General features: G+C 41.2%; 22 protein-coding genes and 2 pseudogenes. 3 read left to right on the top strand and 21 right to left on the bottom strand.

The features are described 5' to 3' along the window. Positions 1-13: 13 nt before the first annotated feature. The 21 genes and pseudogenes from DW159_RS09430 to DW159_RS09325 all read right to left on the bottom strand — a co-directional run. A pseudogene (locus tag DW159_RS09430) lies at positions 14-325 on the bottom strand (phospholipase D family protein); the annotation flags it as partial. A 162-nt stretch (positions 326-487) separates the two neighbouring features. Further along, a complete protein-coding gene (locus tag DW159_RS13895) occupies positions 488-673 on the bottom strand; it encodes a hypothetical protein (protein WP_242992658.1) in 186 nt (61 codons plus the stop codon). Between the two features lie 97 nt (positions 674-770). Further along, positions 771-2,147, bottom strand: a complete 1,377-nt coding sequence (locus DW159_RS09420; RefSeq protein ID WP_117550262.1) for a sensor histidine kinase — start codon at positions 2,145-2,147, stop codon at positions 771-773. Then, positions 2,135-2,797, bottom strand: a complete 663-nt coding sequence (locus DW159_RS09415) for a response regulator transcription factor (protein ID WP_117550260.1) — start codon at positions 2,795-2,797, stop codon at positions 2,135-2,137. Before DW159_RS09415 ends, DW159_RS09420 begins: the two co-directional genes overlap by 13 nt. Positions 2,798-2,811: 14 nt before the next feature. After that, on the bottom strand, positions 2,812-3,552 hold the full coding sequence (locus DW159_RS09410) for a lantibiotic immunity ABC transporter MutG family permease subunit (protein ID WP_117550258.1): 741 nt from the start codon (positions 3,550-3,552) through the stop codon (positions 2,812-2,814). Position 3,553: 1 nt separating this feature from the next. Further along, positions 3,554-4,285, bottom strand: a complete 732-nt coding sequence (locus DW159_RS09405) for a lantibiotic immunity ABC transporter MutE/EpiE family permease subunit (RefSeq protein WP_055182538.1) — start codon at positions 4,283-4,285, stop codon at positions 3,554-3,556. Then, the gene (locus DW159_RS09400; protein ID WP_117550256.1) at positions 4,278-4,991 is read right to left on the bottom strand and encodes a lantibiotic protection ABC transporter ATP-binding protein; all 714 of its coding nucleotides are present in this window, start codon (positions 4,989-4,991) and stop codon (positions 4,278-4,280) included. The genes DW159_RS09405 and DW159_RS09400 overlap by 8 nt, the downstream gene beginning before the upstream one ends. Positions 4,992-5,069: 78 nt before the next feature. After that, positions 5,070-5,522: a zinc-ribbon domain-containing protein gene (locus DW159_RS13890; protein WP_242992657.1), complete on the bottom strand. Its 453-nt coding sequence runs from the start codon at positions 5,520-5,522 to the stop codon at positions 5,070-5,072. Between the two features lies 1 nt (position 5,523). Beyond that, positions 5,524-5,970: pseudogene (locus DW159_RS09385) on the bottom strand (virulence RhuM family protein); the annotation flags it as partial. Positions 5,971-6,216: 246 nt separating this feature from the next. Further along, on the bottom strand, positions 6,217-6,720 hold the full coding sequence (locus DW159_RS09380) for a hypothetical protein (RefSeq protein WP_117550254.1): 504 nt from the start codon (positions 6,718-6,720) through the stop codon (positions 6,217-6,219). 108 nt (positions 6,721-6,828) lie between these two features. Then, a complete protein-coding gene (locus DW159_RS09375) occupies positions 6,829-7,314 on the bottom strand; it encodes a hypothetical protein (protein ID WP_117550252.1) in 486 nt (161 codons plus the stop codon). Positions 7,315-7,449: 135 nt separating this feature from the next. Continuing rightward, complete coding sequence (locus DW159_RS09370) at positions 7,450-7,821, bottom strand: hypothetical protein (RefSeq protein ID WP_117550250.1); 372 nt, start codon at positions 7,819-7,821, stop codon at positions 7,450-7,452. Next, the gene (locus tag DW159_RS09365) at positions 7,818-8,096 is read right to left on the bottom strand and encodes a hypothetical protein (protein WP_187115863.1); all 279 of its coding nucleotides are present in this window, start codon (positions 8,094-8,096) and stop codon (positions 7,818-7,820) included. The genes DW159_RS09370 and DW159_RS09365 overlap by 4 nt, the downstream gene beginning before the upstream one ends. Positions 8,097-8,171: 75 nt before the next feature. Next, positions 8,172-8,489 carry a helix-turn-helix domain-containing protein gene (locus DW159_RS09360; protein ID WP_117550248.1) on the bottom strand — a complete coding sequence of 106 codons (318 nt, stop codon included), beginning with the start codon at positions 8,487-8,489 and terminating at the stop codon, positions 8,172-8,174. An 85-nt stretch (positions 8,490-8,574) separates the two neighbouring features. Further along, a complete protein-coding gene (locus DW159_RS13885) occupies positions 8,575-8,799 on the bottom strand; it encodes a hypothetical protein (RefSeq protein WP_117550246.1) in 225 nt (74 codons plus the stop codon). Positions 8,800-8,801: 2 nt separating this feature from the next. Further along, entirely contained in the window at positions 8,802-9,191 is a 390-nt protein-coding gene (locus DW159_RS09350) for an AAA family ATPase (protein ID WP_330410610.1), read from the bottom strand. Continuing rightward, a complete protein-coding gene (locus DW159_RS09345) occupies positions 9,170-9,361 on the bottom strand; it encodes a recombinase family protein (RefSeq protein ID WP_117550581.1) in 192 nt (63 codons plus the stop codon). Before DW159_RS09345 ends, DW159_RS09350 begins: the two co-directional genes overlap by 22 nt. 191 nt (positions 9,362-9,552) lie before the next feature. Next, positions 9,553-10,173, bottom strand: a complete 621-nt coding sequence (locus DW159_RS09340; protein WP_117550244.1) for a hypothetical protein — start codon at positions 10,171-10,173, stop codon at positions 9,553-9,555. 15 nt (positions 10,174-10,188) lie between these two features. Beyond that, positions 10,189-11,982 (bottom strand): 23S rRNA (uracil(1939)-C(5))-methyltransferase RlmD, encoded by a 1,794-nt coding sequence (gene rlmD / locus DW159_RS09335; RefSeq protein WP_242992656.1) that lies wholly within the window; start codon positions 11,980-11,982, stop codon positions 10,189-10,191. Between the two features lie 27 nt (positions 11,983-12,009). After that, the gene (locus DW159_RS09330; protein WP_022216953.1) at positions 12,010-12,954 is read right to left on the bottom strand and encodes a 3'-5' exoribonuclease YhaM family protein; all 945 of its coding nucleotides are present in this window, start codon (positions 12,952-12,954) and stop codon (positions 12,010-12,012) included. A 139-nt stretch (positions 12,955-13,093) separates the two neighbouring features. After that, entirely contained in the window at positions 13,094-13,531 is a 438-nt protein-coding gene (locus DW159_RS09325; RefSeq protein ID WP_022216954.1) for a hypothetical protein, read from the bottom strand. A gap of 420 nt (positions 13,532-13,951) precedes the next feature. Between DW159_RS09325 and DW159_RS09320 the strand changes: the two genes are divergently transcribed. From DW159_RS09320 to DW159_RS09310, 3 genes are all read left to right on the top strand, one after another. Next, a complete protein-coding gene (locus DW159_RS09320) occupies positions 13,952-16,417 on the top strand; it encodes an endonuclease MutS2 (protein ID WP_117550242.1) in 2,466 nt (821 codons plus the stop codon). Positions 16,418-16,503: 86 nt separating this feature from the next. Then, positions 16,504-17,238, top strand: coding sequence for a response regulator transcription factor (locus tag DW159_RS09315; RefSeq protein WP_117550240.1), 735 nt, complete (start codon positions 16,504-16,506; stop codon positions 17,236-17,238). Beyond that, on the top strand, positions 17,238-18,806 hold the full coding sequence (locus tag DW159_RS09310; RefSeq protein ID WP_242992655.1) for a HAMP domain-containing sensor histidine kinase: 1,569 nt from the start codon (positions 17,238-17,240) through the stop codon (positions 18,804-18,806). The genes DW159_RS09315 and DW159_RS09310 overlap by 1 nt, the downstream gene beginning before the upstream one ends. Positions 18,807-18,843 lie beyond the last annotated feature (37 nt).

Below are 18,843 nucleotides of genomic sequence, written 5' to 3'. Positions count from 1 at the left end.
TCCTTTATCAGAACAGGATTCTATTTCTGTTTTTCGCATAATCGGCAGACCCAAATGGATTCCTATTATTCGCAACTGAATTTGTCATGATAGAAAAATCTGAAACGTTCTCTGCAATCTCCTCCCATGTATTATACATCATATCATTACAGATAATATATGGCGTGTGGATCTTCACACGATTTTTTGCATTTTTCATCAATTCTCCCAACTGATACCACACTACTGGTTCTTTGGAACCTGTGTGAATAGGATTTGACACTAATGTAATCTTTTCTGTCTCAAAAGTTTCGTCCGTATAACCGGTCTCGCAGATTCTTTCCTTATACAATACAAAGTCAATCTCAATTTAACCTCAACAAAATTTATTTTTCATCCATGCAAAATCTTCTTTGTACAACAGACTGTTAGATATAGCAAAAACGGCCTTTCAAAAACAGTTAACTTCTAAATCAACTGTTTTTTGAAAGGTCGTTTCATCAGATTCTTATAGCAATCCAGCAAATAATCTCATAAATAATTGTCCCAGTCGCAAATATGCACTTCGTCCGACTTCAATAGCATTATTTAAAAACTGTACGGTTGCACCTTCTGCCACACGGGTTTCATAATGTTTGATAAAGTTCTCCACAACAGCACGAAGTCTGTCAGGGTCGCCAATAATAACTTCCATTTGGGCAATTGCTTTCTGACTTTCTTCTACTTGATGTTCATTTGCTCCCTCAAGTTCACACTGAGCATAGTATTCTTCAATCTGTCTTGCGGTCTATTTAGCTTGTTTCTTGACTACTCAGGAAAAATATTTCTACCCTCGCCCCACCTGTATTTTCAGAATTTGAAAGTTTAATACCTCCACCATATTTTTCAGCCACAGTTTTTGCAAAAAATAGCCCCATCCCATAATGGGCTTCGCCATTTCTACTTGTGTCATCCATAAAAAACTGCTCTGTGCCATGCAATAATGCTTCTTTTGTAAATCCTGATCCGCTATCCTCCACAATGAATGTCAGCCGGTCATCCTGCTCCTTTGCATCAATATAAATGATTCCATTTTCTTTTGTATGCTCCACTGCATTCTGAATCACATTCATTACGGCTCGAAACATTGGATCATAAGCAATCGTTACTTTTTTATCACTTTGTCCCGCCTTCCAATCTATTTTCTGGTGATAGATTTCTACCAGTCCGAGTGCCTGTTCCTTTATATCTGCGAAAAAATCTTCTAACCTCACCGTTGTATAGGTAACATCACTGCAATTCCATGATTTTGTGACATCTATCAACTGTTTTACATAACTTTGTATCTGTGTTGTGCCGTTCAAAACATAAGTGATATTATTCTTCTGTTCTGTGGTCAGTTCAGTCTCTGAAAGTAGTTCTGCATTTCCCCGTACAATCGTAAGAGGTGTTTTAATATCATGCGCCAAAGCAGACATCTGTTGTTTCTTTTCCTGCTCTGTTTTCCACTGCTTTTCTAAAGATTCTCGCAATGCATCTCGCATATCATCGATTGCCGATAAACAGTCATCAAACTCTTTGATACCGGAACAGGATGTCTCATATTCCAGATTTTGATCCTTTATTTGTCTGATTGCGTCTAATACAGGCTGCATCTGCTTTTTGATTCTTTTTCCAAAACGTATGGACGGAATGATGATAATCGCTACCGCTCCAATCACTGACATAATACTCATCACATTCTGTGGTTCTATAAAATGCTCCCTCAAAAAAGCTGAATGATATTGAGGTGTCAGGCGATATTGCAATACAACATATTCATTTTCCCTTACAATTACTTTATAAAAATATTTCCCGGATGCGTTTCCGTACTTTGCAACATTCCATGCTATCTGTTCGTATTGTTCTGACAGATCTCCACCTATTTTCTCTCCATTCTCTGAAAAGATTACATAATCACAAAGTGCAGGAATCATCTCAGCAGTTACTTTATCCGCACGTAAAATCGTATCATATGCTTCATTAATCTTTTGCTCTGCATAATTCGCCGGATAGATACAGCCCACACTAATCAAAAGGGACAGCAGCAGCCAAGCAACAATCACCAAACCTACTAATGATCCAAGCATGACCAGTACATATCTCATAAAAATCCAGCTGAGTGCATTGCTTCTCTTTACTCTTCCCATTTATATCCAATCCCCCAGACTGTTTTTATCGGTGTATAATCATAATCCGCAAATTTTGCTCTTATATTTTTGATATGCGTGATAACGGTACTGTCATTACTCTCACTGTCAAAACCAAAGACCTCTTCTAAAATCTGTTCTTTCGAGAAAACCTGTCCCCTGTTTTTAGCCAGGAATTCACAAATTTCGTACTCCGCTTTCGTAAGAGGAAGTTCCTTATCATCAACCAATAGTTTCTTTTGAGATATTTGAATACAGACCCTCCCCAAAACCATCCGGACAGAATGTTCCCTGTGCTCTCTTCTAAGATGTGCATGAATCCTTGCCCGAAGTTCCATCACTCCAAATGGCTTTGAAATATAATCATCTGCTCCCAACGAAAGTCCGTTCACCAGACTTTTTTCCTCCGTTTTTGCGGTAAGAAACAAAATCGGACAATCCACAAGTGCCCTGATTCTTTTGCATAATTCAAAGCCGTCCATTCCAGGCATCATAATGTCAAGTAAAATCAGGTCATAACGATGTAATTCTTCCATATTAAGTTTCAGCGGATTACTTACTTTGGTAACCAGATGTCCATCCTTATTCAAAATGCTTTCTATCATTTCCAGAATTGCCGGTTCATCATCAACTGCCAGTATGTTTGCCATAGTTTCCCTCGATTCTATTCCGATATTCTGTTTCCTTCCCAGTGGTTTACCCACCAAAAATAGTATACCATACTAATCCCTGTAAATATTAAGCAACCTGGTATGAATGACAACCATTCACCTACACTAGTTTCTCCCAATACAGATTGCAGATAAGTATATGGTACTCTACCCGTCCAGCAGACAAATACATATTTCCACACATAATCTCCAAGTCCGGTAAGCATCAATGCACTAATTAGTCCTGATATAATCCCTGCTCCAATGGATACCCCTTTTCCAAACTGAAAAGCCAGAATCAGCTGAAACAGATAAAGTGGAACACTGCTTCCCCACAGCAGCAATGCTGCAAATATACATCCTTTCATGATTTCGATATCGCTTGATGCGATTCTTCCAAATCCAATTCCGAATATGATTGCTGTCAATAGGATAGAGCACAGACACAAAACCAGTAGCATCAACAGTTTCGATAAAAATGCTGCAGGTTTATCCGGTAAAGACAACAGATTTTGAAAATCACCTGCATTTTGTTCCTGTTCCATCACACTTGCTGTAAAAATTCCAATAAGTACCGGAAGTCCTGCTCCTATTGCCTGATAAAATGCAATCACTTTCATATTTTCATTCCATGGTGAAAAAAAGTAATATATTAAAAATATAACGCTGGTTATAATCGGAATCAGTAAGTGTGCCAGAATCACAGATGTTCCTTTCATCTTTCGCAAGTCTGCATTAAGAGATCTTCCAATCATCTTATTTCACCTCTCTTCTCTCAAACCATTTCAAAAACAGAACCGTTACAAAAACAAACCAGATGATTGAGAGACACATTCCCGGAACAATGACTCCCATATCCAAAAGAGGATTCCCTGCTTCTGCGGCAAGTCCATTTGGTAAAACATGAAGCAACGGGCACATCATTCGCATAGGGATTGCAGAGACAAGTACATACCAGATTCTGGTTTGTGATATTACCACACCGCTGACGGTAATAAATAGGCAGACGAACAGGTTTACAATCATTCCAAATCGTTCACTTAAAAATAAAGCTACCGGAATCTCCCATAACTCAGAAACCGTCAGAAACAATACTGCAATCAACGCTCCTCCAACTGGAACATGTGTCGTTAGAAGAAAGCCTCCAAGCGTTGCTCCTGCAAACACAATCACATTAGAAAACAAAATCATGTACCCAATATAAATAATTTTCCCCAGCAACAATTTTCTTCTGTCTGTGGGAATAGTCATCAAATGATAGTATTTTATCTTTTTCTCCTGCGCCACAGAAAGATAACAAAATAGAGCAATCATCCCCGGCAGCAAAAGTGTATACCACCAGTTCCAAACACTTTCTGCATAAGCATTTGTCATCCCAAGAGTAAATATAAATGCCATGACAAATGTAAGAAGAGGAAATCCCCAGATAAACTTTTTTCGCATGGTTCTTTTGGCTTTTTGATGTTCTGCTTTTATAATATTAACCATGGATTTCACCTGCTTTCTGGTTTTTTCTTACCACATTCATAAACAAATCTTCAAGATTATCTCCCTGCTTTAATGCTCCTTCGTATCCTAAGATTCCACCTGAAATAATCCCGACTTTATCTGCAAGTAACTGTACCTCTGAGAGAATATGACTGGAGAGAATTACAGTGATTCCCTGTTCCGGAAAAGACCGGATCAGCTCTCGTAATTCCTCGATGCCTATTGGATCTAATCCATTCGTAGGTTCATCCAATATCAAAAGTTCCGGTTCTCCAAGCAATGCCATTGCAATGCCTAGTCTTTGCTTCATCCCCAAAGAAAACTGTCCTGCTTTCTTCTTTCCGGTGTTTGTAAGTGATACAATCTGCAAGACCTCATCAATTCTGTTTTCATCTGTACTAAGCAATAATTGTCTTACCTTCAAATTCTCTCTGGCGGAAAGATTTTCATAAATAGGCGGATTCTCAATTAGCGCTCCTATTTTTGATAAATCTTTCCTATCCCAAAGTTTTCCATCAAAGTAAATCTTTCCTGCAGTGGGTTTCATCATACCGGTCAACATTTTCAATGTGGTAGATTTTCCCGCACCATTCGGTCCAAGCAGTCCATAAATCTGTCCCTTTTCGATATTAAGCGAAACATTATTTACCGCTTTCTGTTTTCTAAAATATTTACATAGATTTTGTGTCTGCAACATCATTTCCATCTTTACTATCCTTCCTTCTATATTTCATTTCTCACTGAAATATAATCTATCAGGGAAAAATAAAGATTTGATGAAGATTTATTCCCGTATGGAATAAACCAACAATTGAATATCATTATCAGGACTCGGCTTTCCACTGAAATCAGCAAAGCTGTTACAAATACGAAGTCCTAATTTACAGAATATCTCCGTGATTTCATCCAAACTATATAACCTTATAGGATTTCCTTCTTTCATTTCAGGCTTATAAAGTGCTTCTCCATACATATAGTCTACCTGCCCATATATCAGCGTTTTTCTATCCTTCTCCCATTCAAAAGCAGATAATGTAAGTCCCTTTTCTCCTGCATCCCATAACTTGCAACGGGTAGAAATAAGAGTGTTCCACTCTCTGCCACAATCCTTACACTTCCACCAAGCCTTACGATTGGCAAAGACCGTAACCTGAGTTGGAAGTAACGGATAATTTCTGTCCGACCACTCGGCTGCTATATCCGGCAGAAGTGTTGCAAGGTCATTAAATCCTCCCAACAAAATACTTTTCTGTCAGATAAGTTCCGCGTTTGAGACGCTCGTCATCCATAACCCAGCCTTTGATGGTATAGTCCTTTGCAATTTGATTGACCCATTTACGGAACTGCACCGCACGCTCAGAATTTACCTTAAATCCTACTGCAATGATCATCTCTAAGGAATAGTGATTTGTGCTGTAGCTTTTTCCGTCGGCGGCAGTTATTCGAAATTTTCGAATAACTGAATCCTCTTGTAACTCACTGTCCTCAAAGATTTTCTTAATATGATAATTTATAGTGTTAGTGCCGACATCGTACAATGTTGCCATCATCTTCTGTGTCAGCCATATATTCTCATCCTCATAGCGCATCTCAATACTGTCCTGCTGATCGCCGACAGAGGCAACATAGGTTAAGTATTCTGCTGCACTGGAACGGATGGTTATCTCATCTTTTTTCTTTGCCAAATCTAGTCCCCCTTTTATTTCCCGTACTTTTATTTCCATTATCCAACAAACAGTCACATGTTGTTTTCCGCAAATACTCCATATTTACATAAACATGATAATCTCCATCACCACTACCTGCTCCTATTCTCTCACAGGTTCTATCTTCATTCAAAACATCGGATTAACAAATTAAATTTCATATAGATATAATTTGCTATCTTCAGAATGTCTAACAATCAATGATGCGTGAAGTACATTGTATCTCTATCTCCCCCACTTCATCATATCATAATTAAGCCATTTGTTTAGTATAGAGAACCCACTTTGAAAAGTCTCCGAACATTTATGTTTTTCATCAACACAGAAACTAGGATGATATTCTTCATTTTTTAAAAGTTTCAAATTACTTCCATAGAATAACTTATTATAAATATCAATAATTTCTTCATCGTTACAATCTCCTACAAACTCTTCATTCAGTGATCTTGACAAATCACTAAATAAATGCCATGTATCTATCAAAGTTCGACAATTTTGTGATATTTCTACATTATTTATTGCCTCGGTAATTTTAGATAGATCAAAAACCGTTATTCCTTTTTCAAAAATAATCTGTTCCTTATTCGCAAATATATTTGCTTCTTCGACACTCAAAAAAAATAACAGCCGTTGATTAAAAAGTAAGAAACCATCTTCATCATTGCTATACCATATCAAAAAATAAGTTAATCCATTATAAATGATTTTTGTCAAATAATATTTCGTCATAACTTTGCTCCTATTTGGGGGTATTAGTAAAGGCTCTGTCGCCATATTTTTTTCAAGTTACTATTCCATATATCGATTTATCCTTCTTTTTCGGAAAAATGTTCCTAATCATTCCAAATCCTCTTTTGTTGGCAGTCTGAGGATTTCTCTTCCATCTGTGCATTTGCGCGGAACCTCCGATATTCCAAGTTCCCTCAATCTCTTCTGAAGTGCCACCTCAAAGGCTTCATCAAATCCATATTCTTCCCCTATTAACAATACGTCATCTGAAGATATATCTATGGAACATAGATATTCGCCAAATCTCTTCTCCATAGAGGCTGCCTTATTAAGAATCGCCAAATATAAGGGTACGATGAGAACTCCAATCACAAGATAAAGCGTTATGCCCACCGCCGGATTCCCGATAATATATCTTTTGAACCAACAGTCCGGCATTGAAAAAATACCATATAAAATGAATGAAAGTCCCACCAAAGAGTAAGTTACCAGCATCACCCAAAGCATTGGCAAACAGAAAACTCTTTTAATTTCCTTTGCTTTCTTCAACCTGCAAAGTTCTTTCTTATCTATCTCAATCATATTTTCTTGCATTATGTTACTTCCTTCCATTTTATTTATTTCGTGGTTTAATACATTCAGATAATTTGTTCATCTTCTTAGTTCCTTGCATCCAACAAACTTTATTTGGATACTATACTAAGGAGTAATAATTTTTATTTACCACTTTTAATCCTGACCCAATATTTCCGTCATATCATCCATTATAACATCCTTAAATTTCTTATTTTGCAAAATACAATTCTCTAGAACATCATTTAAATCAGCATACCACCCAATCAACTCAAATGATTCTGCTAACGGATACCCCGTTTGTTCACAGTGCATTATCATAACATCGTATCGTCCTACTCGTCCATCATCTAAGATTACTTTATTGTTCTCATCCATAGGTTCTCTACACATTCTATAATAGGTATCTTTATACTTGAACTCTATCCCCATATATTTAGGCCTTTCCAAATTATCTGAAGGAATAGATTTTCCACTTTCGTACTCGTAAATAAAATCTTCTAAACAACTATATTCATTTATTCTCATGACAATCCAAATCTCCTTTTTATTTTTTTGACAAGCTTCTCCTCTTCAGCAGATAACGGAATACCACTATCGCTATGATCCAAATTAAGATGTTTATGTGGCATCAATCCATGGTGCGGATGTAATAAATCTATACTAACCGCTTGTTTATGGTCATCACCATAAAATGTAAGATGTTTTAATTTCCCATCCTGCACTACAGCATATATTCGATTAGCTGTATGCGAAAATTCTGGAGCCTTAACAGACCCCTTATCTCTAACGATAACCTTCACCCCATCAATTTCACCTAATAATCAATATAAATATCGATTATAACATTCTTGATTTCACCGTATATTGAATCACTTCTATACATCCTTCTTAGCTCCTAAAATCAGTGCAATCAGTTGATTTTTTTCTTCTGCCGATAGCTCATTACCCTTTCTGGCAATAGCTGTTGCTATAGAATTATATGCTGACTCACTTTTCTCATCTTCATCTAAAAGATATTCTGTTTCAACATGAAGTGCCTTCGCTATATTTACAACAATATCCATTCTTGGTCTCTGTGAACTATGCAAATATCTTGATATTGAACTTTCAGTTATTCCTGATAACTGTGATAATTGCTTCTGATTAATGTTTCTCTCATTCATTAATTGGCTAACTTTTTCTCTCCATGTCATATTTCATTTACCTTCCTTCTTGAACTTAATCTCAATATACACCACATCAATTTCATTGTCAATATATTAAATTGCATTTTTGCAATTATTTTATATTTTCATTTTTCATACCACTTAACCATAATGTATCCACAACTATACCCTTTAACAATAGTGTTTCTACAACCTCCCCCCCCATATCAAAAGTGTAGTCACAGCGTTCCGTAGCTTCTGTATCCGTAACAATCAAGTAGTAGCCTAATTCCGGTACTTTGAATTGTTTTCTCTGATCTCTCGTTTTTCTATTACCTGTTCTGTCTTTTTTCGCCATACTCAATCCTCCTCTTTATGAGGTAATAAGCCTGTTCCCTTAGACACTTCTATAAGGGCATCTTTGAAGATGTCCAATGCCTTAAGCATAGGAATTGCACCATATTTTCCAATCAAATAATTCTTTTCATAGTTTTCATCCTTACGGATACGAGAACCATCCTCATCCACAAAGTCAGCCAATGAGTAAAGTGTGGATACACCTCTTTCATCCTTTTCCACAAACCAAATTTCGTCACGGCACAACAACTGGTTCGATATCTGCCATGTATCATGGGTTGTAAATACAATCTGAGCGTGGTTGGTGTTGATTTCCGGATTCAAGAATGTAAGCAAGAAATTTCTTACAAGTAACGGATGCAAACGGGCATTTAATCCATCAATGAAAAACACGCTGCCCTTCTCCAACACCTCGGACAATTAAAATTCTTGCCTGTCTGCTGGTCTGTGAAAATCTTTTCCAGCTCCAAACCATTCTGCTCGCAGTATGCTGTAATCTCCTTGATACCTCTGTCTAAATGCTGCTCTCTTGTACTTGTTCTGTGATAACCATATCTCTTCATTATTATTTGCTCCTTTCCTAGTCTTAAAATGCTTACATAAAAAATGAGACCTCCCATAATGGAAAGTCTCTACTTTTTGGCACTGATTTTATGCCCTTATTATTCAGTTTCTAAATGTACACTTTTTGACACAGCCTCAACCCCTTGGAGCAGTGTCACTATTTTTAAATTTTGAACCTATTCAAATTAAGTTAACAGTTCAACTTCATTCCTACCAATTTATGTAATTTCTTGTAAATCTTATAAGCAGTTCTATAGTCCTCCGAGATTAGGCATTGAATAACATTATCAGCATCTAGAATATATACTTCTATTCTATCAATACCAGAATTAAATGCTTTTTTTATCCTGTGATTTCCATTAATCACAAATGGTTGAACAAACATATCACTCACCAAAACAATGATAGGGTTATCTTCCTTGCTCTTTCGTAAAGTATCATTCATTTTTATATACTTTATATCCATATCCGATTCAACTCGACAACACTCACAAATTGCTTGCGTGTCTACACTTTGTGATTCTATAGAATTCTGTACTATAAACTCATAAACTCGATTTATATTATATTCTAAACAATCCGAATTCCAGACTTCTTCATTTAATACTAAATCTGTTTGTTCCGATTCATCTAATAAAAATTGCATATCACATAAAGCTTGTACTAGTTTCAATATTTTCCGTTTCTTGAAAAAAGGAAGCTTTTGTTTATGTATTGCTGACACAATATCATTTTTATATTGTTTTTTTCTTTCTATATCATTAACATAATTTTCATGCTCATAACACATTGTTAATAAATATCTCTGCATACCAATCTCCACAAACTAAATCAGCTTAAAATGCCTCAACGCATCCTTAATATACTCCACCTTTTCCTGTGGACACTGCTTCACCTCTGGATTCTCTTTCTTGGACTTATTATAATTCTCGCCCATATCCATTCCACACATCCGCTTAACCTGTGCAATGTAAGAAGTATGCACATTCACACCATACTTGTTCTTCACATATTCCTTAATCTTCGAATAAGTAGCCTTTTCCTCTGACGTGTAGTTACCCTCTTCATCAGGCTTCATAATAACCTCAAATTTGGGTGTATCAGTTTTTAGGGACAATTTAACTACCGTCTCCACATGCCCACTATGACAAAACTGATCCACGACCGCCACCTTCTTCGCCTCATACCCCTTCTCCTGAAGTATCTTCACATCTCTCGCCAGGGTTGCCGGGTCGCAGCTCACGTAGACGATACGCTCCGGTGCCATATGGACCAGAGTATCCAGAAGAACCTGATCACAGCCCTTTCGTGGCGGGTCTACGACCACGACGTCCGCGTGGGAGCCGTCGCCGCCCTTCTTGTATATGTCGGGAACGACTTCCTCTGCCTTACCGACAAAGAACTCGGCATTTGTGATCCCGTTGATCTCGGCGTTGTGTCTTGCATCATCTATAGCCTGTGGAACGATCTCCACTCCGTATACCTTCTTTGCCTTCTGCGCGAGGAACAAGGATATGGTTCCTATTCCGCAGTACATGTCCCACACGGTCTCGTCACCGGACAGGTCCGCATACTCCAAAGCCTTGTTGTACAGGACATTTGTCTGGACAGGATTTACCTGATAGAAGGACAATGGGGATATCTGATATTTGATGTCACCGATATAGTCCGTGATGTATGACTGTCCCCAGAGGGTTATGCACTTATCACCGAGTATACGGTTCGTATTCTCCATGTTGACATTCAGGCAAATGGATGTCATGCCGTCTATCTTAACCAGTTCATCTATCAAAATCTCACTGTGCGGAAGCTTGTTGCCATTTGTCACCAGACACACCATGATCTCCTTGGTGGTAAATCCAACTCTGATAAGGATATGTCTGACCAGACCTCTTCCAGTCTCCTCGTCGTAGGTCGATATGTGATTGTCCTCAATGAAGCTTCTGACGATAGCAACTATTTTGTCATTCACTGGCGCACCGATGGCACAGCTCTCTGTGTCTATGATGTCGTGGCTTCTTCCTGCGTAGAATCCGATGACCACATTGCCGTTCTTGTCCCTACCGACAGGGAACTGTGCTTTATTCCTGTAGTGAAATGGATCATCCATGCCGTAGGCTGGCTTTTCCATGATGGCTTCCACGTTCTCCATCTTGCCGATCCTCTGCAGACAGTTCTTCACCTTGTTCCACTTGTATTCGAGCTGCTGCTCATAGGAAACCTGCTGCATGGTGCATCCACCGCATCGTTTCGCCTTGTCGCACACCGGCTCCACACGGTATGGCGATGGTGTGATGAGCTTCATCAATCTTCCGTAGGCTATGTTCTTCTTCACCTTGACGATCTTCACCTCCGCCAGATCGCCCACCACGGCATCCTTGACAAATACAGTCATGCCCTGAACGTGTCCAATGCCCTCTCCGTCATTGCCCATGTCCTCGATGAGCACCTGATAATCCTCATTTTTGACAAGTGTGACTTCACCAGTATTTGCCGCATCCGTTCCGGATGTTCTAACAACTGAACTTGCACTATTCACTGCCTCCATGGTATTTTTTCTCTGCATACCATTTACTCGTCTATTGTTCTTAGGTCTCCTATTGTTCCTAATATCTGACATATACTATCTCTCTTCCTATTGCCGTTATTAATTATCCGACGTCTTTCGGATGTTGGACTGGAGAGCTCTGTTGAAGCCCAGCCAGCCATTGTTGTCCTTTGCCGCATCCAGCTCCTGGATAAATGTCTGGATCTTGGCGTCTGTGTTGTCCGCCATGGACAGTGCCAGAGCCTCGATGAGTGCCGGCTTCTTTGGTGAGCCGTACTCAAGCTCCCCGTGGTGAGCCAGTATGCAGTGCTCCAGCTCATTTGCCGCCTTGGCAGGGAAATTGTCTATGGTATTGATCTTATCGCGGATCATCATCGTTCCCATGACTATGTGTCCCAGAAGCTGACCTGCGTCTGTGTAGTCGTTCTCAGGGAACTTGGAGATCTCGTAGACCTTGCCAATGTCGTGGAGAAGTGCCGCTGTGATCAGCAGATCTCTGTTGAGCACCGGATAATATGTAGTGTAGTAGTCGCACATCTTGGCAACTGCCAGCGAGTGCTCCAAGAGGCCTCCTATGTATCCATGGTGTATAGATTTTGCCGCTGAATGATTCTTGAATTCCTTGACAAATGCAGGATCCTCGGCGAAGAATTTCTTCAGAAGCACCTTGTAATAATCCTTGTCGAGTGATTCCACGAGAGCCATAAGATCCTTGTACATCTGCTCTATATCTTTCTTGGTACACGGCATATAATCAGCCTCTGAGTATTCTCCCTCATCTGCAATACGAATCTTCTTGATATTGAGCTGAAGCTCATTGTTAAATGATGTGACCTGACCATCCACCTTGATAAAGTTCTTTGACTCAAAGTGTCCTATCGCATTGCTCAGCTCCCAGACCTTTCCGGCTATACTTCCTGTCTTATCCACAAGCTCCAGGTTGTAATATGTCTTTCCTGATTTTGTAGTTCCTGTCTGCTTGTTCTTGCAGAGATAGACATTTGATATCATGTCGCCTTCATTGAAATCTGTTATAAATACCATTTTTCTTTCCTCTTTCTATGCTTAATTATTAATATGTTATTTACATTTTAATCATATATAAGAATACAATAGGCGGTTGTGAAAATCCAGTATTTACTGAACATTTCCACAACCGCCTATATTACCATATCCCCCCACATCACATCTTATCATACTCATGAAGCTTATCTGAAGCAGCCTTCCCATTCTTCCGTGATTCTTCCCTGTCAAGCTTTCTCACTCCAAACAGCCCCTTGATGACAAATGCTATTCCCACGCAAAGTGTTCCAAGAATAAGTGTAAGCTCAAGTCCTGACATATATCTCAGTGAAACATTCAATGATATTATGATGCATACAAAGAATGCTATACAAAGTCCTGTGAACACAAGTCCTGTTCCCATGTTCGGCTTAACCAAAAGTGCGATAAATGCGATGACCAGCAGGACAATAAAGATTCCTCCAATATTCACACCACCACCTATACGAAACAGTGAACTTAAAAGTCCCCAGTCGGACACGACGACATTCTTAAGAAACATCACACCGCCTGCTATCATCAATACTATCCCCAACAAAAACTGCAATAACTCTTTCATCCGCTTTTTCTCCTCTTCCTTTTGTAATACGTAACTCTCTTTGTCTTAAGTCATATATCGCTTTATTTTTCCCAGATCAAACTGTATTTTATAATATCAGCTTTGTGTTTCTCCCGCAACCACAGCCGCTGAATTAATCAGGGAAAATGTGCCTATTTCTACACCTGCAATATGTTGACGCTCTATAATTATAAGGGGTATAATCAATTATGTATGTGTAGAATTAGAGACTTTATGTATATTTAATTATGCTTTTCATGCACTTATCGAGTTAAACACTGATCCTATTCATCATATGATCACAAGATTCATGCCCGTGCATATGAATTTTACAAATCTGCATTTGTATGAACATATTTATATAAACGAATTTACATAAGCACTATAAAATAAAAAGTTAAATAATAAGGAACACAGAAAATGAATCTAAGAACATTAAGAGTTATAGAATACAACAAAATAGTTGAGATGCTGACAACATTTGCCTCATCACCCATGGCGAAGAGGAAGTGTCAGCGCATAAAGCCCCGCAAGGATCTCGCCATGATCGAGACGCTCCAGCAGGAGACAAGGGATGCTCTTCGTCGTCTGAACACCCAGGGCAATCTATCATTTGCAGGACTTAAAGATATCGGGGCATCTCTAAAGAGACTTGAGGTTGAGGGAATCCTCACCACCGCAGAACTGCTTGATGTGGCAAGCATGCTGGACCTCGCACTCACCGCCAAAAGATATGGTGAGAACGAAGGCACAAGCATGACAGATACGAGAAGACGCAGCAAGGAGCAGATCGAGGAAGAGAAAGCTTCCAACAAGATGCTCGGGCTCAGCATGAACCCGGATGGCACCACATGTCCGGACAGCCTGCGCACGAGATTTCTGGAGCTCATGCCTCTGGAGCATCTGTCTAGGGAGATCCACAGATGCATAATTTCCGAGAACGAATTTGCCGATGACGCTTCATCAGGGCTCAAGGCCGTGCGAAGGAACAAGCGTCTGACAAATGAAAAGCTGCACAACCAGCTTGCAAAGCTTGTCAGCGATACCAGCAAGCAGACCATGTTCCAGGATAACCTGGTAACCATGAGAAACGGCAGATACTGTATCCCTGTCAAGGCCGAGTACAAGAACCATTTTCCTGGTATGATACACGACCAGTCGTCGACCGGAGCAACAGTGTTTATCGAGCCTATGGCCATCGTGAACCTGAACAACGAGCTGAAGGAGCTTGACAATCAGGAGCTTGCCGAGATTGAGAAGATACTTGAATCTCTGTCAGCGCAGACCGCAGCGGAGATCGAATACATAAAATACGACTTCGACACTCTGGCTGAACTGGATTTCATCTTTGCAAGAGCTTCATTTGCAAGAAGCTACAAGGGAACCGAACCGGTATTCAACACCGATGGGATCGTCGATATAAAGCAGGGAAGACATCCGCTGCTGGAGAAGCACACCGTCGTACCTGTGGACATCAAACTGGGTGAGGACTACAACCTCCTCATCGTGACCGGTCCTAACACCGGTGGTAAGACGGTATCACTTAAGACTCTGGGACTCTTCTCACTCATGGGACAGTCCGGACTTCATATTCCGGCACTTGACGGTTCAAGACTGAATGTATTTGACGACGTATTTGCCGATATCGGAGATGAGCAGAGTATAGAGCAGAATCTGTCCACATTCTCATCCCACATGAGCAACATCGTGTACATACTGGATCATGTCACCCCCGGCAGTCTGGTTCTCTTCGACGAGCTGGGCGGCGGTACGGACCCTATAGAGGGTGCAGCACTTGCCATCGCCATCCTGTCACATCTGAACGACATGGGTGTCAGATGTATGGCAACCACACACTACAGTGAGCTCAAGACATTTGCCATGAGCACACCGGGTGTCGAAAATGCAAGCTGCGAATTTGACGTGGCAACACTCCAGCCGACATATAAACTGATGATCGGTATTCCTGGAAAGTCAAATGCTTTCGCCATAGCGAAGAAGCTTGGAATCGACGATAGCATCATCGAGAGCGCCAAGGCCAATATCGACAGCGATACAGTTGACTTTGAGACCCTGATTGCGGATCTTGAGAGAAGCAAGAGGGAGATTGAACAGGACAAAGCCGACATTGCAAGACTCAAGGAGGATGCAAAGCAGCTTCAGGAACGTGCACAGATGAAGGATACAGAGCTCTCAGACAAAAAATCCGAGATTCTGGCAAAGGCGCGCCAGGAGGCATCCGAGATCATAGAGGAGGCGAAGGCTGAGGCCGATGCCGCTATAAGAAAATACAACAAATGGACCACTAACCCGTCAAAGGCCGATGCCAAGGCGATGGAGGCCGAGAGACAGAAACTCCGCGCGAAGATCAACGACCTCGGCAGGATGAACGAGGAAAAGCGCAAGACTGTAAAGTCAGACCACAAGGCATCCGACTTCAAAGTTGGCGATACCGTACATGTTATCAGCATGGATTCCGAGGGAACCATCATGGCACTGGCTGACTCCAAGGGTAAGCTGAAGGTCCAGATGGGTATAATCAGCGCGGCTCTTCCACCTACTGATCTTCTGCTGGTTGAGCATGAGAAGAAGAAACCGCAGAAGGCCACAGTCACAGGTGGCAAGAGCATGAACAGGATGATGAATATCAAGCCTGAGATAAATGTACTCGGTATGACGGTCGACGAAGCCACATCACTTGTGGATAGATTCCTTGATGATGCCCTTATGGCACATCTGCACAGAGTCACCATCATCCACGGAAAGGGCACCGGTGCTCTTCGAAAGGGAATACATCAGTTCCTGAAATCACAGCCACATGTCAAATCCTTCAGACTTGGCGAATTCGGAGAGGGCGATGCGGGAGTTACCATAGTGGAACTCTAAAATAATGCTTCAGCAATGAAGTCGGTGTACGCCTTCGGATTTATTACAAACTATATTATTATAAATTTACTGGGAGGGTTATATATATGAGCAAAAATAATATTCTCATCGTTGACGACGACGAGAACATCGCAGAGCTTATATCACTCTACCTCAACAAAGAGTGTTATGAGACCGAGATAGCCGCAAGCGGAACGGAAGCTCTACAGTTATTTGAGGAATATTCACCTGATCTGGTTCTCCTGGATGTCATGCTTCCGGGAATGGACGGCTACCAGGTGTGTACAGAGATAAGAAAGACATCGAACACGCCTATCATCATGCTCTCTGCCAAGGGTGAGGTATTTGACAAGGTGCTGGGGCTTAAGATCGGTGCAGATGATTATATCGTCAAGCCATTTGACTCCAATGAGCTGGTGGCAAGGGTCGGCGCCCTTCTCAGAAGGTCAGCCATGACTGAGAATGCACAGAAGCAGCCACAGAGCGCAGCTTACGATGTCACAAGTGCGGACCATGTAGGTACATTTGTGGAGTATGACGGGCTGGTCGTAAATATCTCCAACTACACAGTAACCTTTGAGGGACACAATCTCGAGATGCCGCCAAAGGAGCTGGAGATCCTCTACTTCCTCGCCAGCAGACCTAATCAGGTATTCACCAGGGAGCAGCTTCTGGACAAGCTGTGGGGATACGAGTATGTGGGCGACACTAGAACCGTGGATGTACATATCAAGAGACTTCGTGAGAAGCTGAACAACAACCATAACTGGAGCATTGCCACTGTATGGGGCATAGGCTACAAGTTTGAATGGAGATCATAATGAAGAAAACAGCATTTGACAAGATCGTGGTCGGATTCGTAGTGCTGGTTGTGATCATATTTGCACTGCTCATGGTGTACAGTATATCAACAGCACAGAATTCTGTTCTCTCAGAGCGCAAATCCACCATGAAAAACGAGATCACAATGCTTGCCGACGGCGCCATGACTGATTACAGCAACGGAACCATTGACAGCAAGGAATTATACAAGGAGCTTCAACATGCGGCGGATACCCTGGACATGGGAATCTGGCTCACCGATGAACGCAGCAACATTATTTTCAGGTCGGGAAGCTCTTCAGGAAGCAGTGAATCCGGTGGATCTTCCAAGGATTCAGATTCACACAGCAGCACAAATGACAACCTCAAGAATTATGTGGAACCGGATGAATTGTTTGCATCATTCTGCTTCGAGAATACATTTGGCGGCTATTTCTCGGAGGACACTCTGGTGATCGGCCAGCCTCTCTACTCGTGGAACAATTACATGGGAACTATCATCCTGACATCACCTATGACATTCAAGCAGGATATAAAGAGCAGGATGCTTTCAACGACATTTGTGCCATTCCTGATTCTCATGCTGATAGCCATGATCGCGCTTATGCTCATGTCAAACAGCCTGCTCAAGCCTATACGTGAGATCATCAAGACGTCCAAGTCATACGCCCAGGGTAACTTCAATGCCAGGGTAAATGTGACCGCGAAGAACGAATTCGGCGAACTTGCGAGATACATGGAGGAGATGGCAGATGAGCTGAGCCGTTCAAATGAGTACAGGAAGTCATTTATATCAAATATATCCCATGACTTCAGATCGCCACTCACATCCATCAAGGGTTACATAGAGGCCATGCTGGACGGCACTATTCCACTGGAAAAGCATGAGAAGTACCTCGGCATAGTGTTAAATGAGGCACAGAGACTGACCAAGCTGACACAGGGACTTCTGGAGCTGAACAACTTCGATTCATTTGACCTGCAGCTTGACAAATCCAACTTCGATATCAGGGATATCATCACACCGACCATCAACACATTTGAGAAAAGGTGCAAGGACAGGGGAATTTTCCTGGACAGCGTATTCCTCACCGACAACACAGTGGTATACGCCGACAGGACCAAGATACAGCAGGTTATATACAATCTGGTTGACAACGCCATAAAGTTCACACCTGAGGGACGCCAAATCAGAGTTCAGGTGACCGAGAAGGACAACAAGATATTTACAAGTGTCAAGGATGAGGGTGTAGGAATTCCAAAGGATGCCCAGAAGAAGGTATTTGAGAGATTCTACAAGACGGATCCGAGCCGCGGCAAGGACAAGACCGGAACCGGACTGGGACTGGCCATAACCAAGGAGATCATCAAGGCTCACGGCGAGCAGATCACCCTTACATCCGAGGAGGGCGAGGGAAGCGAATTTATCTTCTCTCTTCCTAAGGAGAAGGATATGCAGGTGCCTATCAAGCCTGTGCATGTCGAGCACACTGAACACCACTCCGATACAGACATATCATCGTCTGGCGTGAAGAGCAATGGCAAATTCAGGATCAAGGACTCATAACATATCGCAGAATATTAAAGCCGGGGTATTACCCCAG

Origin of the sequence: Coprococcus sp. AM14-16 (genome assembly GCF_003434675.1) — a bacterium.
GTDB lineage: Bacteria > Bacillota > Clostridia > Lachnospirales > Lachnospiraceae > Coprococcus > Coprococcus aceti.
Note: the sequence above shows the minus strand (reverse complement) of the source record. Positions and strands in the feature narration are given on the sequence as shown.

Coding starts and splice junctions, on each gene's coding strand:
- DW159_RS09405 (WP_055182538.1), bottom strand. CDS start 4,285: ATGGTTAATATTATAAAAGCAGAACATCAAAAAGCCAAAAGAACCATG.
- DW159_RS09345 (WP_117550581.1), bottom strand. CDS start 9,361: ATGAAGAGATATGGTTATCACAGAACAAGTACAAGAGAGCAGCATTTA.
- DW159_RS13895 (WP_242992658.1), bottom strand. CDS start 673: ATGGAAGTTATTATTGGCGACCCTGACAGACTTCGTGCTGTTGTGGAG.
- DW159_RS09360 (WP_117550248.1), bottom strand. CDS start 8,489: ATGACATGGAGAGAAAAAGTTAGCCAATTAATGAATGAGAGAAACATT.
- DW159_RS09420 (WP_117550262.1), bottom strand. CDS start 2,147: ATGGGAAGAGTAAAGAGAAGCAATGCACTCAGCTGGATTTTTATGAGA.
- DW159_RS09400 (WP_117550256.1), bottom strand. CDS start 4,991: ATGGAAATGATGTTGCAGACACAAAATCTATGTAAATATTTTAGAAAA.
- DW159_RS09380 (WP_117550254.1), bottom strand. CDS start 6,720: ATGACGAAATATTATTTGACAAAAATCATTTATAATGGATTAACTTAT.
- DW159_RS09410 (WP_117550258.1), bottom strand. CDS start 3,552: ATGATTGGAAGATCTCTTAATGCAGACTTGCGAAAGATGAAAGGAACA.
- DW159_RS09370 (WP_117550250.1), bottom strand. CDS start 7,821: ATGAGAATAAATGAATATAGTTGTTTAGAAGATTTTATTTACGAGTAC.
- DW159_RS13885 (WP_117550246.1), bottom strand. CDS start 8,799: ATGGCGAAAAAAGACAGAACAGGTAATAGAAAAACGAGAGATCAGAGA.
- DW159_RS09375 (WP_117550252.1), bottom strand. CDS start 7,314: ATGCAAGAAAATATGATTGAGATAGATAAGAAAGAACTTTGCAGGTTG.
- rlmD (WP_242992656.1), bottom strand. CDS start 11,982: ATGTCAGATATTAGGAACAATAGGAGACCTAAGAACAATAGACGAGTA.
- DW159_RS09320 (WP_117550242.1), top strand. CDS start 13,952: ATGAATCTAAGAACATTAAGAGTTATAGAATACAACAAAATAGTTGAG.
- DW159_RS09325 (WP_022216954.1), bottom strand. CDS start 13,531: ATGAAAGAGTTATTGCAGTTTTTGTTGGGGATAGTATTGATGATAGCA.
- DW159_RS09415 (WP_117550260.1), bottom strand. CDS start 2,797: ATGGCAAACATACTGGCAGTTGATGATGAACCGGCAATTCTGGAAATG.
- DW159_RS09330 (WP_022216953.1), bottom strand. CDS start 12,954: ATGGTATTTATAACAGATTTCAATGAAGGCGACATGATATCAAATGTC.
- DW159_RS09340 (WP_117550244.1), bottom strand. CDS start 10,173: ATGCAGAGATATTTATTAACAATGTGTTATGAGCATGAAAATTATGTT.
- DW159_RS09310 (WP_242992655.1), top strand. CDS start 17,238: ATGAAGAAAACAGCATTTGACAAGATCGTGGTCGGATTCGTAGTGCTG.
- DW159_RS09315 (WP_117550240.1), top strand. CDS start 16,504: ATGAGCAAAAATAATATTCTCATCGTTGACGACGACGAGAACATCGCA.